This is a genomic window from Providencia sp. wls1914 (assembly GCF_009706645.1).
Classification (GTDB): Bacteria; Pseudomonadota; Gammaproteobacteria; order Enterobacterales; family Enterobacteriaceae; genus Providencia; species Providencia zhijiangensis.
Map to the genome: position 1 here is coordinate 427919 of NZ_WLUN01000016.1, position 15322 is coordinate 443240.

Sequence of the window (15322 nt, forward strand, 5' to 3'; positions counted from 1 at the left end):
CAACATTACAGTAAACACTGACCTACCCAAACTTGAACACTTTTAAACTCTCTTGAGATAGTTGCACAGATTGCACACACAAAAAAAGGCACTCGCCCCCGAGTGCCTTTTGGCTACAACCCGCTAAACTATGAGCTATTCAGCGGTTCTGGTACTTGTGCGGATCAGGTAATCAAATGCGCTCAATGCGGCTTTTGCTCCCTCTCCGGCGGAAATGATAATTTGTTTATAAGGCACTGTTGTACAGTCACCAGCGGCGAATACGCCCTTCACACTGGTTTCGTTACGAGCATCAACTTCAATTTCGCCCATACGGTTGCGAGCAACAGTATCGCCTAACCAATTGGTATTTGGTAATAAACCGATTTGAACAAACGCGCCTGCCACTTCCAAAGAATGCACGCTTTCATCGGTGCGGTCTTTGTACTCTAAGCTAGTCATCTTGCTGCCATCGCCTTTAACTTCAAGGGTTTGAGCATTCAAAATAATATCGATATTGCTCAGGCTACGGGCTTTGGCTTGTAACACGGAGTCCGCTTTCAATTCTGATGCGAATTCCAATACGGTAACATGTTCAACGATACCCGCTAAATCGATAGCTGCTTCGATACCGGAGTTACCGCCACCAATCACCGCGACGCGTTTACCTTTAAACAGTGGACCATCACAGTGAGGACAGAATGTCCCCCCTTTTGTACGGTACTCTTGTTCGCCCGGAACACCCATGTTTCTCCAGCGTGCGCCAGTGGCGATAATAATACTGCGGGCCTTCATCACACCGCCTGATGCGGTTTCGATTTGGTGATATCCGCCAATTTGTTCAGCAGGAATAAGCTTAGTGACGGATTGACCATCAATCACATCCACATTGTAGCTATCCACATGATTTTTCAGAGCACCAGCTAAAATTGCGCCTTCAGTTTTCAATACCGAAATATAGTTTTCGATATCAACGGTATCCATGACCTGCCCGCCAAAACGCTCACCGATAACACCAGTTCGAATACCTTTACGCGCAGTATAAACCGCAGCGGATGCACCCGCAGGACCACTACCGATGATCAGAACTTCAAATGGATCACGTCCGCTAATCGCTTTTGCCGCACGCGCATCAGCATTGGTATCTACCTTGCTCACGATTTCGCTTAATGTCATGCGGCCTTGACCAAACTCTTCGCCATTTAAGAAAACAGCGGGAACACCCATGATGTTGCGTTCGTCAATTTCGTTTTGGAACAGCGCACCATCAATCGCCGTATGGCTGATGTTCGGATTCAATACCGCCATTAAGTTCAGCGCCTGCACGACGTCAGGGCAGTTATGGCAAGATAATGAATAGTAAGTTTCAAAGTTAAAGTCGCCTTCCAGCCCTTTCACTTGATCCAATAATTCTTGTGCTTCTTTGGATGGATGACCACCCACTTGCAGAAGTGCTAGCACTAAAGAGGTAAATTCATGGCCTAATGGTGAGCCTGCAAAACGCACGCCAATATTAGTCCCTGGGTTGGTGATTAAAAATGAAGGTGTTCTTTGTGCAGCATCGCGCTCTTCACGCACAGTCACCTTGTCAGACAGCGATGCAATTTGTTCAAGTAGTTGTTTTATTTCAATTGATTTTGCGCTGTCATCTAAATTCGAAACTAATTCTACGGGTTTAGTTAATCTTTCCAGATAGGCTTTTAATTGAGCCTGTAAATTATTATCGAGCATGTAATCCCCTTGGTCATAAAATCGGGTACATATACCCGTCGAATAGCCCGTTGCAGGCTTTTACTTAATTGTGTTTAGCGCCTGCAACGTGGCTTATTTTGCAATATTCTTATCGAGGGTTATCGATTAGATTTTGCCGACTAAATCTAAAGATGGAGACAGTGTTGCTTCACCTTCTTTCCATTTAGCTGGGCAAACTTCACCTGGGTGGCTTGCAACGTATTGAGCAGCTTTAACTTTACGCAGTAAGTCAGCCGCGTCACGACCAATACCTTCCGCAGTGATTTCGATAGCTTGGATGATACCTTGTGGGTCAACAACGAATGTACCACGGTCAGCCAGACCTTCGTTTTCACGCATGTTTTCGAAGTTACGAGTCAGAGCACCTGTTGGGTCGCCGATCATCGCGTATTTGATTTTACCGATGGTTTCAGAGCTTTCGTGCCATGCTTTGTGAGTAAAGTGGGTGTCAGTCGATACAGAATAAATATCTACGCCCATTTTTTGGAATTCAGCATAATGGTCAGCAATGTCGCCTAATTCAGTTGGGCAAACGAAAGTGAAGTCCGCTGGATAGAAGAAGAAAACGCTCCATTTACCCGCAACATCTTTCTCTGTTACTTCGATAAATTTACCGTCTTTAAAAGCTTGATTAGAAAAAGGTTTGATTTGAGTATTAATTAATGACATTTGATGTCCTCCTGTTTGGTTGACTATTAAGTTACTGTTTCGCAGAGACTTAATCCAATCAGTCGTTGCTATCGATTTGATAGGCAAAATCTAATCATTAATTAAAAATTGATAGGCATGGCATTTTATAAAGTGGCATTAAAACGCTTGCCAATAAAATCTGCAAGCGTTTTGTGAGAAATAATTCGAGGTAATTTAATGGGAGCTGATGCAATAAAAACTATGCCATTGTGGCAATGGTTTTGCGAAAACGCATTAATGCGAAGCTAAAGAATACGCTACCAATGACCACTAAAATAACAAACTGCGGCCACACAATTTCGAATCCCGCACCACGATATAAAATCGCTTGTGCTAGGCTAACAAAGTGGGTTGTCGGCATGGTTAGCATGATGTCTTGTACCAGTTGCGGCATACTTTCCCGGGCAGTCATCCCCCCTGAAAGCATGTTTAATGGTAATAACACTAAGATCATCAATAGGCCAAATTGTGGCATTGAGCGCGCAATGGTCCCCATAAAAATCCCAATCGATGTGGTGGCAAATAGACTGAGCGCAACTCCACATATGAACAGCAATATCGACCCTTCAATCGGTACTTGCAGCAAGGTTTTGACCACCAGCAACAGCGAGACTGCCGAGGCAATCAGTACCACTAATCCCATCGACCAAATCTTTGACATCATGATTTCAAAAGGCGTTAGCGGCATCACCATTAAGTGCTCGACGGTACCATGCTCACGTTCGCGGATCAGCGCTGCACCAGTTAGAACAATCGATAACATTGTGATGTTGTTAATGATAGCCATCACCGAGCCAAACCAAGACTGCGTTAAGTTTGGGTTAAACCGCATACGAACTTCAAGATCAACCGGTAAACGCCCTTGACTACGGTATTTCGCCAGAAATTCGTTCACTTCTCCTAAGGTAATATTTTGGATATAGCTATTACCCAAAAAAGCCTGACTCATGCGTGTTGCATCGATATTAACTTGCAATTGAGGGTGGCGCCCTGCAAGTACATCCCGTTGAAAGTTAGGGGGAATATCAATTGCAAATGTATAAGCGCCTCTGTCTAGTAAGCCATCTATTTCATTCGGCACAATATCCGCTGGCGGCAAGAAATACGGTTCATAGAAACTATTAATAATACGATTTGAAAGCTGGGATTTATCCTGGTCAGCAATGGCTATCGGGGCATTATGCAGCGAGCCCGGCGTCACTGTTGCAGAGGAATAAATCGAGACAGTAAACGCAAACACAATCAGCGCCAGCATTGCCTTATCACGCCCTAAGCTTCGTAACTCTTTCACGCCCAAGTTAAAAATATTCTGTATTTTACGAAACATCCCTATGCCTCCTGCTTTTTCAGGAAATAAACACTCAAGCCAATCACAATCGGGATCGTGATGGCTAGCGGGATAAATGAGGCTTGTAAATCAAAGAAATTAAGCCCTTTAGAGAAGGTTCCCCGTGTAATGGTCAAAAAATGGGATGTTGGGTAAATTTGCCCTACCCAGCGACCAATCCCTTCCAAGGAAGAAACGGGGTCAATCATGCCGGAAAATTGAGTTGCGGGGATCAAGGTAATAATTGAGGTCCCGAAAATGGCTGCAATTTGGCTTTTCATAAAGCAGGAAATCAGCAGCCCCATTCCGGTTGCTATGGTGATGTACAAAAACGCCGCCAAGCTCAATGACAAGAAACTACCTTTAAATTCCACACCAAAAACATAGACAGATAAAATGCAAAGTAAAACAAAGTTGAACATCCCTAAAACAATATAAGGGAGTTGTTTACCGAGCAGGAATTCTAATTTGGTGATCGGGGTGACATAAAGATTAATAATTGAACCCAACTCTTTTTCACGCACCACACTGAGCGCGCTGAGCATTGCAGGGATCATCATCAATAACAGAGGAATAACGGCGGGAACAATCGCCGGTAAGCTACGAACATCCGGGTTATAGCGATAGCGTGTTTCGATATCAATAGCCGGAATTCCCGCAACACCAGCCGGTTGGCGAGCCGCCATTGTGCTTAACCACGCTAAATGCATCGCTTGTACATACCCTCGCACCGTTTCCGCTCGGTTTGGCATTGCACCGTCTATCCATACGCCCAGTTTAACGTTATTTCCTTTGGCAATATCACGGGCAAAATTAGGCGGAATTTCTATGGCTACAGTGATTTTTCCGCTGCGCATCCCTGACTCGAGCTGCTCATAATCCTGCAATGGAGGCTGTTCAATAAAGTAGCGAGAACCCGCCAAATTCAGCGTATAGCCTTGGCTTAAGCCGGTTTGATCTCGGTCGAGTACAGCAAAACGTAGATTTTCCACGTCCATGCTGATCCCATATCCCATGATAAACATCAGGATCACCGTTCCTAATAACGCTAATGTGGAACGCACGGGGTCGCGCCGTAACTCCATCCCTTCACGAATGCTGTAGCTAAATAAGCGTCGTAAACTAAAGCGTTTTTTGAGTGCTTCCGCCGCTTGCTCTTTCAGTTTTGCATCCACATGAAATTCAGGGGCAGTCTCTTTGCCTGTATCTTTATCGCCAACCGCATCCTGTAAGTAGGCAATAAACGTGGCTTCTAAAGTGTCTAACCCACGCTTTTTAATCAAGTTTTCTGGCGTATCGCAATCCAGTACTTTGCCCGCATGCATCAATGAAATGCGGTCGCAGCGTTCCGCTTCGTTCATAAAGTGGGTGGAGATAAAAATAGTGACGCCGTCACGTCTTGAAAGGTCGACCATTAAGTTCCAGAACATATCCCGGGCGACGGGGTCAACCCCGGAAGTCGGTTCATCAAGGATCAGCATTTCCGGCTGGTGGATAACTGCCACGGCCAAAGAGAGGCGTTGGCGTATCCCTAGCGGCAGGTCATCAGGGAGTGTTTCTCTAACATCGTCTAAGTCAAAACGCTGGCACATTTCATCAATGCGCTGGTTAATTTTATCTTCGGGAATGTGGAATAATTTGGCATGTAACTCAAGGTTTTGCTGAACACTCAATTCGCTATACAGGGAGAACGCTTGGGACATATACCCGACGCGCTTGCGGGTTTCAATGTCTTTTGGGTCAATCTCTTGCCCAAACAGCCACGCTTGCCCTTCACTGGCTTGCAATAAGCCTGTTAACATTTTCATGGTGGTGGATTTACCACACCCATTGGAACCTAAAAAGCCGAAAATTTCCCCTTTCGGAATTTTAAAATTCACATGATCCACCGCCACAAAATTACCGAAACGCATGGTTAAGTCCTGAGCTTCGATAGCGATAACATCATCATCTCGTGTATCTCGAGGCGGGATCACCACTTTTTGGTGACCTGCGCGTTTTTCTTCAGGTAACAACGCGATAAAAGCAGCTTCAAGGTCATCACAACCCGTTTGGGCTTTTAATTCAGAAGCATGCCCAGTTGCCATCACCTTGCCGTCATCCATAGCCACCAACCAATCAAAACGCTCCGCTTCTTCCATATAGGCCGTGGCCACCAGCACACTCATATTGGTTTGGCGTTCTCGAATACGGTCAATAAGATCCCAAAACTGCGCTCGAGATAAGGGATCAACCCCCGTTGTCGGTTCATCAAGAATCAATAAATCTGGGTCGTGAATTAGCGCGCAGCATAATCCTAGCTTTTGCTTCATCCCGCCCGATAACTTCCCTGCTGGTCGGTCTTTAAAGGGGGCTAGTCCCGTACTTTCAAGAAGATCCTGAATGCGATACGCCCGCTCTTCGTTGGATTGCCCAAATAATCTGCCGAAAAAATCCACGTTCTCGTACACGGAAAGCGTATGGTAAAGGTTTTTCCCTAACCCTTGAGGCATGTAGGCAATTTTAGGGCAGACATTGCGACGATGGTCGCTGTTATGCATATCGCCATTGAGTACGTTGACTTGCCCCTGCTGGATCACACGGGCGCCTGCAATCAGTGACATTAAGCTTGATTTGCCCACGCCATCGGGGCCAATCAGCCCTACCATTTTTCGAGCAGGAATGGCGAGAGTGATGTCATCCAACGCACAGTTATCACCGTAATGTTGGCTGACATGCTGTAAATCAACAATCACATCATCCATCAATTTATCGGTCATTCTGGTAATCTCACCTCAAGATCGATTGGCCATGCAGCTTGTGCATCTAAACGAACGTACGCTTTTCCAGGTAAACCTGTTTTGACATATTCAAGGTGTTTTTCCAGTAATTCAGGGGAAATACGTGCACGAACGCGGAACATTAGTTTCAAACGCTCATTTTGAGTTTCCACTGTTTTAGGCGTAAATTGTGCAACACTGGCAACGAATGAGGTTTTGGCTGGGATCACAATATTCGGGGCGGCATCGAGAATAATATGAACTTCACTTCCAAGAGCAACCTTACCAGCTTGTTCTGTTGGCAAGAAAAAAGTCATATACACATCACTTAAATCAACCATATTCAGCACGCGACCACCCGCACCTAGAACTTCACCGGGCTCTGCAACTCGATATTGAATACGGCCATTACGTGGTGCTTTTAGAATACTGTCTTCTAAATCAGCCGTAATGCGTCTTTCTGTGGCCGTTGCAGCTTCTACGCGGTTTTTCGCTTGGACAATCCCCGCTTGTGCAGAGTCAATGGCAGCGGTGGATGCAGCAACTTGGGCCTTCGAAGCTTCAAGCGCAGCCTTCGAGCCTTGCATTTGTGCTGTATCATCATCCACTTGCTGTTGAGAGACCGCTTTAGTTTTAACCAAAACACGAGAACGATTTAATCGTTTTTGCGCGGCATCTAACTCCGCTTCACGTTGACGGACTACAGCCTGAGCCGCCAGCTTTTCACTTTTGCGCTGTACTAACCCTGATTCTGCCGTGGCAACCGCACTAATCGCTTGGCGTAACTGAGCTTGTACTTCATGGAGTTGTTCCTGTAAGGCACGGGTATCCATACGGGCGAGCTCTTGCCCTTGTTGGACAATATCCCCTTCTTTGACAAGGATGGTATCGATTCGTCCCGCGGTTTTAGTCGCAATATCTATCTCGGTGGCTTCAATTCTGCCATTACTTTGTGCGAACCCTTCTGGAAGACTACTCGAATTTTGGCTCCAGTAATAATATCCGGCCGCCATAATTGCCAGAACCAAAATAAGATAAAACGATACTTTGCGCTTATTTATTTTCATACCATCCCTTCTCTATTCATTGAATAAATTAGTGAACCACAGTTGTTTTTGGTCGTTAATTAAATTAATTAGTCACATCACAAAACTGTTTTCTCTTGAAATAAATATCATCTACATTTTATTTTTTTATTATTTTTATAACGGACAAAGTCTATATAACAGCCATTTCACGAGGCTATCTTATTATTTATTATAACTTTATCAGAATTTAGCTTAGGTTAAGTCGCTATATATCACAAAAAAGTCACCCACTCGAAAAAAAGGATTGTTTCAAGTGTAGATAGGAATATAAAAAAGTAACAATAAAGCCAGCAACGTTATTTGCTGGCTTTGGTTTGGTGATGAAAATATTATTTAAGCGTTAATGTTTTTTAGCAGTTAATATCGCTTTGCTAGCAAATTAATTGGCAAACTTCGCAATTGTTTCAGCATCCATACGATATCGCACCCATTCGTCTTGTGGTTGTGCTCCGATGCTTTGGTAAAAATCAATGGCTGGCTGATTCCAATCTAATACGCTCCACTCTAAGCGCTGGCACTGACGTTCAAAAGCCAATTTAGCAATGTGCTTGAGGAGCTTTTTCCCTGCACCCGCGCCACGACATTCGGGTGAAACATACAAATCTTCTAAATAAATCCCATTATTGCCTAACCATGTTGAATAACTGGTAAAAAATACGGCATAACCCGCCGGTTTACCGTCAACATAACACAGTAACGCTTCGGTTTTGGAATCTGGTGCGAACAATGAGTTTTCAATATCAGCAACACTGGCTTTTACTTCATGACGCGCTTTTTCATAGACAGCTAACTCAATAATCATCTCTAAAATCAACGGGGCATCTTCACGGGTTGCCGTTCTAATTTGTATATCCATTATTATCTCTCTTGTTGTTTGAGGCTCAATTTTAACCATCGATGGCGCTAAAGCCTAACACTCAGCAGTTTTATTCATCAAAGCAACGCCATTATAAGAATGATTTATAACCAATGATTCATAACAACAGATAAACAGAGTGAATGGTTGCTATTGCTCTAAAATCCTCCTCTTTGCTATCATCCGCCCATTGTTCAACCGAAATATTGAAAATAAAAAAGGAGGCTAATCTTATGCTGTTGTGTGATCTTATTGAATACTCACACTTCTTTGGTAATCGCCAGAGCTCAGGCTTTCACAGTGTTACACTGCGATAACCCTGCCTGAGCAAAGCAGCTAAAGAGTCTTTTCTCAGCTTACTGGGTTGTCGTATCGACGATACCCGGCGTTTTTACGCCTAGAATTTGAGTAAGCTATGAGCACATTATTATCTGTAAAATCATTAAACTACGATACATCCACCACCTCATTACTGTCTGATATCAGCTTCACTTTACTGCAAGGTGACCGTATTGGTCTGATTGGTCACAATGGTAGCGGCAAAAGTACCTTATTAAAGCTGTTAACTTCCCAGTTATCACCAAATAGCGGGCAAATTACCTATGCCAATCATTGTGTTACGGCATATATCGAGCAGCATCTTCCGGCAGAAGTCGCCCCGTTAACCTTGATAAATGCGCTACTGCAAAAATTGCCTACACAAGAACATCTTTCCGAACGTTGGCGAGCAGAAGTGCTATTAACGGAATTGGGATTTGCACCTCATCAGTGGGAGCAATCAGCAAATGCCATTAGTGGTGGTCAACATACACGTTTACTGTTAGGACGCGCGTTAATCAGCCAGCCTGATTTATTGCTGTTAGATGAACCGAGTAACCATCTGGATTTACCTACCCTTATTTGGTTAGGGAATTTCCTTCAGAGCTGGAAAGGTAGCTTTGTGTTGGTTTCTCATGACCAATCCTTGTTGGATAAGGTGACAAACAGTACGTGGATTTTACGGGATAAAACTCTGCATTTTTATCGGCTTCCATGCAGCCAAGCACGCCAAGCATTAGCAGAAACCGACCGCGCCGATGAGCATCGCTTTAACGCTGAGCAAAAGGAAATTGACCGTATTGCTTCAAGTGCCAAACGGTTAGCCATTTGGGGTAAGGTTTATGATAATGAAGGGCTTGCCCGCAAAGCGAAGCAGATGGAAAAGCAAATAGATCGTTTAAAAGAGGATCAAACCGACCTCACTGAAGGCTATCAATGGCAATTGCTGCTGAATGGCAAAGCGATTCCTGCCGATCGAGTGCTTGAGTTGGATAATACGCAAGTCACCACGCCGGACGGACAATTTCTGTTTTCAGTCCCCTTTTCGCAAGTGAAAAGCGGTGACCGAATTGCCATTATGGGCGCCAATGGTTGCGGAAAATCCACGTTATTGCGTTTGATTTGGCAGCAATACCTCGCGGATTTGCGTTATGAAACTCAGTTAAAGTTTCATCCAACGATTTCAGTGGGTTATTACGATCAGCAGTTAGAACAATTGAATGATCACGATAGTTTAATCGATGCGTTGCGGCATTTTGCCCCTCTCACCAATGAACAACGAAAAATGGCGCTGATCAGTGCAGGTTTTGTCTATTCTCGCCATCAGCAAAAAGTGGCAACGTTAAGTGGTGGCGAACGCGCACGTTTGTTATTTATTGGGCTCAGTTTGGCGCAATACGCGTTGATTTTGCTGGATGAACCAACAAACCACCTTGATCTTGAAGGTAAGGAAGCATTAAGTGAGCAAATATCCCAATTCGAAGGGGCGCTATTGGTGGTTAGCCATGATAAATGGTTAATTGAGAATAGTTGCCAGCGTTATTGGTATATTCACAATAATCGCTTGGAAGAGTATCTGAGTCTTGAGGAAATTTACCTGAAGATAGAGAGCCAATCTGCCTTATCAGAGGACGAATTAGAAAAGAATCAGACCCGTTTGATTTCTGAAAATATACCAGAAGCCATTGCTCATTCTCATGAAGATGACCTTCTTGAACAACTGTTAGAATTGGAGGAAAAGTTAGCAGCCGATAAACAACGTAAAGTTGCTCATCAGAAGCCTTTACTTCAGCAGCAGTGGATTGAAGAGATAGAACGAATTCAAACTATGCTCGAGATCTAAAATAATAAAGCCCCTAGCTGCAAACTTGCGCTAGGGGCTTCTTCATTACTTCAATGACAAAATAATACCGTGACAAAATAATTATTAATAAAGTAACGCAAATCTTTATCGGTGAAATGGAGGCCAATCACCCTATTTACTCTCATTTTATGAATAACTGTTTTGCCACTCTATGTTACGTGGAACTCAACTTAATATTTCTGTTTTTTTGCTCGCTTAAAGTATGACATCGGCACACTTGGGCAAACGACCTCTTTAAATTTCACCTTACTCTTCGGTGCAGAATCTGCCGGTTCTTCTTTTGGCTCAATTTGCTTATTTTCTTCTGGCTGCATCACTTGTTCTGGCTGCATAGTTTCTTTCATATGAATTTGCTCTTTAACTTGGATAATATGACGGGTTTTTGCCATGTTATTTTCCTTCTACTACGTTCTCTTCTGAAATTAATAGCGCCGCATTCACTTGTTCAATGCGTTTCACAGCTTGGTTAATAATGTTGACCACTTGGGCGGATTCTTGTTTCGATAACTGTTGTAAAACAATTTTGTGTCTGAGTAATGACTTGAATTTATCAACCGCTAACTCAATTTCATTGGCAAATTGATTTCCGGCTTTCAGTTCTTGTGCATAATTTAGCTTCATTTTCACTTCAGCAAGAATCTCTGCCTTTAATAGTAAAAAACAGCGACCTTCCGGCGTAATGGCAAAGCATTTACGCCCTTTGCCCGTTCCTTTACTGGTTGAAATAAAACCCACCTCTTCCAGCAATGTTAGTGTCGGATAAATCACGCCAGGGCTTGGACAATAAAATCCTGCCGTTCCTTCACTAATTTTTTTTATCAGTTCATAACCATAATTCGCACCATCTACGAGTAAATGCAAAATATAAATACGCAGTTGTTTTGGATTAAACATGCGCCGAACACTTTTACCCTCGCATAGGCATGTATCGAGGGTTTTTGGATTGTCCATTTGATCTCTCAGTGAATGTGCAAAAATTAAAAACCGATATATCTAATATCATAATCGGTTTTCTGAATAATGCCAGAATTAGATATATCTGTTTTTATTATTGCGTGCTAATGATAACCATTATCATTATGATAACGAGAAAATTAGCGTCTTAGCGTACAAAAAGTGTTTTTAGTGATCTTCGTAAATGAAAAAAGCCAGTTCTGCGAGAGAACTGGCTTTCTAAATCAAAACAATAACTCGTTAGTGTTAGCCAATATCAGGCAGAACTTTGAAAACAATACCAAGCTGGATACCAATAACCGCAATACCACACAGGAATACAATCCATAATGCAGGCTTGCCACCGAGTACTTGATACTTACGAGGGTTAACATCTCGTGATTTCAGAGCCATCGCGCTTGGCAGTAATAACGCTAAGATAGACAGCGCGATTGCCGCATAACCTAACGCCATCACGAAGCCTTTCGGATAAAACAAGGCAAAAACCAGCGGTGGTAAAAAGGTAATTAACCCAGTTTGAATACGCCCTGAAGCGTTATCTTGGCGTTTAAACAAGTCTGCTAAGAAGTCAAACAAGCCTAACGCAACACCAAGGAATGATGTGGCTAATGCTAAGCTCATAAACATTTGAGCGACGAGTTCAGTTTTACCTGACTGCGCAACTGCTTTAATGGCTTCAAGCAATCCATTTAACCCTGAGTTTTCAGCTAAAATCCCCACAAAGGTACTTGTGCTAATGCTGCCCAGCGTAGCGATTTGCCATAAAATGTAGGCAACTAACGGAATCGCACTTCCTAAGATAAAGATAATTCGCAGTTTTTTGACATCACCGCCCATATATTTCACGACACTTGGTACACTTCCGTGGAAACCAAATGATGTAAAGAAGACTGGGATAGCCGCGAGGATCAGGATTTTTTCTGTTGGTGAAGAAAGCAAGTTCACTTGTTCAACATGCGGGAACATCATCGCAAGAATGATCACTAAAAACACAATCTTGGCAGTAAATAAGATGCGGTTAATAAAATCGACAGACGAGGTACCAAAGCAAACCACCCCACCACCGATAATGGTAAAGATGACAATCCCCATCCAATCTGCCATTTCAATGGCAAAACTGCCTTTCAGGTTTGAAGTAATAATTTGCCCTGCGCCTGTCACATACGCGGCGGTTAAGGCATACATTAAAAACATCATACTGAAACCAGTAATGAACTTCCCACCAGAACCTAAATAGCGCTGAGCAACACTACCTATCCCCGTTTCATGAGATTCATGTTGGTAAACCTCAACCAGCAATAATGCGGTGTAGCACATTAGCGCCCACAACCCAAACAACATCACTAAACTGACTGAAAACCCGTTACTTCCCGCTGCAATTGGCATCGCCAACATTCCAGCGCCGATCGTAGTACCTGCAACAATAAAAACACTACCAAGTGTGCGATTTTTCATATTGAGATCCTAACAAAATTAATTAAACACTAACTTTTTGGATGGAATGATTACGTTTATTTTCTTCATCAATGAGCTGTTGTAGTTTGTCTTCAAAGATGTTTCTTAATTCATTCCAGTAGCTTTCGAAGTGCTGTTTATCACGCAGGCAATGGGTCATAATTGCGGCCCTTAATACATAAATTGAATGGACTTTATGCCATTCCTCTTCCTTGAAATTCGCTTCTAGACACAGATTCTGAGGATTATCACCGTATTCTTCATGGGTTAGTGATGTTGACGAGGTTAAAAAGTCATTTGCATAAGTACGTCCTGCCGCATAAGAGCAGAGTTCATACAAACGTTTATTTAACTGGTTTTGCTTCTCTAATGAGGTATTGCCCGTCTCCCTGAACATAAAATTGATCATGTGGAAATCCGGTGCAGGCATCGCTGCCAATGTAAACTCACGCCCATCAATCACAAACGGCTCGCTGGCATTGATTTTTTCGATCATCCAATTGGCGGTTGTAACCCCTGCTGCGATGACCTTGCCATACCCCAATAAGTTCAGCGGAACTAACCGATGAGCAGCCCATACCGCCGCTGCCGTCGCACCTGCTTTTGAGCCTTCCATAATCGATGAACCCAGTAATACATTCTGTTGCTTATCGGTTTTACGGCTACTTTCTTTCACTTCTTCAAACACATAGGCCGCATGATAGGAAATCAAATCGACAATGCGTTTGTCCCTCATACAAATCGCCCCTGCCGCATAAGGGATAAAACCAACTTTATGCGGATCGACTGTGATGGAATCAGCTTGGTTTAAAGCACGGAAACTTTGATAAACATCGGGCTTTGGCCAAACGATATCTGGCGGGAAAACACCTTCGCTATGGTAACGCTCAATAAGCGCATCATATTCAAGGAATTGGTTGTTTTCATCACGGAACATCGCACAGGCATAGCCCGCATACGCGGCATCAATATGCACATAGAATGAAACGCCAAAGCGTTGTTCACATTCTTCCCGTAATTTGATGACTTCAGCGACGTTATCAATAGCACCTGTTTCTGTGGTTCCGACAACGGCAACCACGGCTAGGATCGGTTCACCCTTTTCAATGAGAGAGAAAACGATATCACGCATTTGCGCCACATCCGTGCGATAACGTTTATCCACGGGAAGTTGAACAATGTTTTGCTGCCCTAACCCTAAAATATCCATCGCTTTCATCCACGAATAATGCTTGGATTGCGGCACTAATAATTTACCGAGTTTACCTTGTTCAACGCCGGTACCTCGGCAGGTCAGATTACGGATCTCTTCAAACAATCCTTGCTTTTTCAACTCATCAATCAGATCCAGTACATCACTAGTTCGCATATTCAGTAATGCGGTTTCTGAAATATCCGTTAAAAGTTGTTTGGCTTGAGGATGGGATGCCATGGCTAAAGGTAAGGTTTTAATGTTTCTCGCGACCCATAACCCTTCATAGTTAGCCACTGTGCCACCAGAGGTAATGTGCCCCCAAGATTTTTGCACGTCATACCCAAACATACCGCATAAATCTAACCCCGCTTCGATTTCTAATACCGTCGTCGTTGGCGAAGATTCTTGTGCGCAGTTATTTGGGTTGTACATCATTGCCATGACATACGCGAGATTGGAGATCATCAGTGTATCCGCGTTCATATGCCCCATGTAACGCGGTGAAAACCAAGGCACTGACGTAGTTTTCAATTTCGAGGAAAGCTGATTAAGGATACCTTCAGTGCGATATAACGTATCCCGATATTCCGGTGCATATCTATCGACGGTAGTAATTAAATCGGGATCTTCGGGATGATAACCAGAACGCCAATGCATATGCTCAGTCACTGCGTATTCCATCATTTCTCTAAAAAATACCGCATTTTCAGATTTAGGTCCGAGGAACAATGCATCGACATTCATGTTTTTATTTTTAAAATTATTCATTATCACTACACCTTCAAACTACAGCTGGCTGGCACCAGCTGCATTAAGTTACTCAACTTATTATCATTGGAAAGTGCAATAACGGGGGGATGTCTGTGTCGAATGACAACTTGTTAATGATATGACTAGACTTATATCCTTAACCTATATTCAGTAGTAGACAAGCCGTTAATGAGCCAACTTGTCTATAGATATAATCCATCTTCATTAAAACATTAACAAACTCATCTTAATTTTGTTCGGATTTGTGGACAGGCACAAAAATTCAAAAATTAATCATCTGTAAAGAGATATTTACGCTTAAAAGACTTGATAAT

At 43.2% G+C, this 15322-nt stretch carries 10 protein-coding genes and 1 pseudogene; 1 reads left to right on the plus strand and 10 read right to left on the minus strand.

What is annotated here, in order from left to right:
• Positions 1 to 135: 135 nt before the first annotated feature.
• The 6 genes and pseudogenes from ahpF to GKR74_RS12695 all read right to left on the minus strand — a co-directional run bounded on the left by ahpF (position 136) and on the right by GKR74_RS12695 (position 8451).
• A complete protein-coding gene (ahpF, locus tag GKR74_RS12670; RefSeq protein WP_154603854.1) occupies positions 136 to 1710 on the minus strand; it encodes an alkyl hydroperoxide reductase subunit F in 1575 nt (524 codons plus the stop codon).
• 126 nt (positions 1711 to 1836) lie between these two features.
• Positions 1837 to 2400, minus strand: a complete 564-nt coding sequence (gene ahpC, locus GKR74_RS12675) for an alkyl hydroperoxide reductase subunit C (RefSeq protein WP_006659869.1) — start codon at positions 2398 to 2400, stop codon at positions 1837 to 1839.
• 220 nt (positions 2401 to 2620) lie between these two features.
• Positions 2621 to 3748, minus strand: coding sequence for an ABC transporter permease (locus tag GKR74_RS12680; RefSeq protein WP_154603855.1), 1128 nt, complete (start codon positions 3746 to 3748; stop codon positions 2621 to 2623).
• A gap of 2 nt (positions 3749 to 3750) precedes the next feature.
• Positions 3751 to 6507 carry a ribosome-associated ATPase/putative transporter RbbA gene (gene rbbA, locus GKR74_RS12685; RefSeq protein ID WP_154603856.1) on the minus strand — a complete coding sequence of 919 codons (2757 nt, stop codon included), beginning with the start codon at positions 6505 to 6507 and terminating at the stop codon, positions 3751 to 3753.
• A pseudogene (locus tag GKR74_RS12690) lies at positions 6507 to 7574 on the minus strand (HlyD family secretion protein); the annotation flags it as partial. The pseudogene GKR74_RS12690 and the gene rbbA, both read right to left, overlap by 1 nt.
• A gap of 400 nt (positions 7575 to 7974) precedes the next feature.
• Positions 7975 to 8451, minus strand: a complete 477-nt coding sequence (locus GKR74_RS12695) for a GNAT family N-acetyltransferase (RefSeq protein ID WP_132495902.1) — start codon at positions 8449 to 8451, stop codon at positions 7975 to 7977.
• Positions 8452 to 8866: 415 nt separating this feature from the next.
• Between GKR74_RS12695 and GKR74_RS12700 the strand changes: the two genes are divergently transcribed.
• Positions 8867 to 10612: an ABC-F family ATP-binding cassette domain-containing protein gene (locus GKR74_RS12700; RefSeq protein ID WP_154603858.1), complete on the plus strand. Its 1746-nt coding sequence runs from the start codon at positions 8867 to 8869 to the stop codon at positions 10610 to 10612.
• 191 nt (positions 10613 to 10803) lie between these two features.
• Here the strand turns inward: GKR74_RS12700 and GKR74_RS12705 are convergent, their stop codons facing one another.
• The 4 genes from GKR74_RS12705 to GKR74_RS12720 form a co-directional block, all read right to left on the minus strand.
• On the minus strand, positions 10804 to 11022 hold the full coding sequence (locus tag GKR74_RS12705) for a DEAD/DEAH box helicase (protein ID WP_154603859.1): 219 nt from the start codon (positions 11020 to 11022) through the stop codon (positions 10804 to 10806).
• Between the two features lies 1 nt (position 11023).
• A complete protein-coding gene (locus GKR74_RS12710) occupies positions 11024 to 11527 on the minus strand; it encodes a PadR family transcriptional regulator (protein WP_442959343.1) in 504 nt (167 codons plus the stop codon).
• 306 nt (positions 11528 to 11833) lie between these two features.
• Complete coding sequence (gene tyrP, locus GKR74_RS12715) at positions 11834 to 12982, minus strand: tyrosine transporter TyrP (protein ID WP_230086653.1); 1149 nt, start codon at positions 12980 to 12982, stop codon at positions 11834 to 11836.
• 82 nt (positions 12983 to 13064) lie between these two features.
• A complete protein-coding gene (locus GKR74_RS12720) occupies positions 13065 to 15005 on the minus strand; it encodes a pyridoxal phosphate-dependent decarboxylase family protein (RefSeq protein WP_154603862.1) in 1941 nt (646 codons plus the stop codon).
• Between the last annotated feature and the right edge of the window lie 317 nt (positions 15006 to 15322).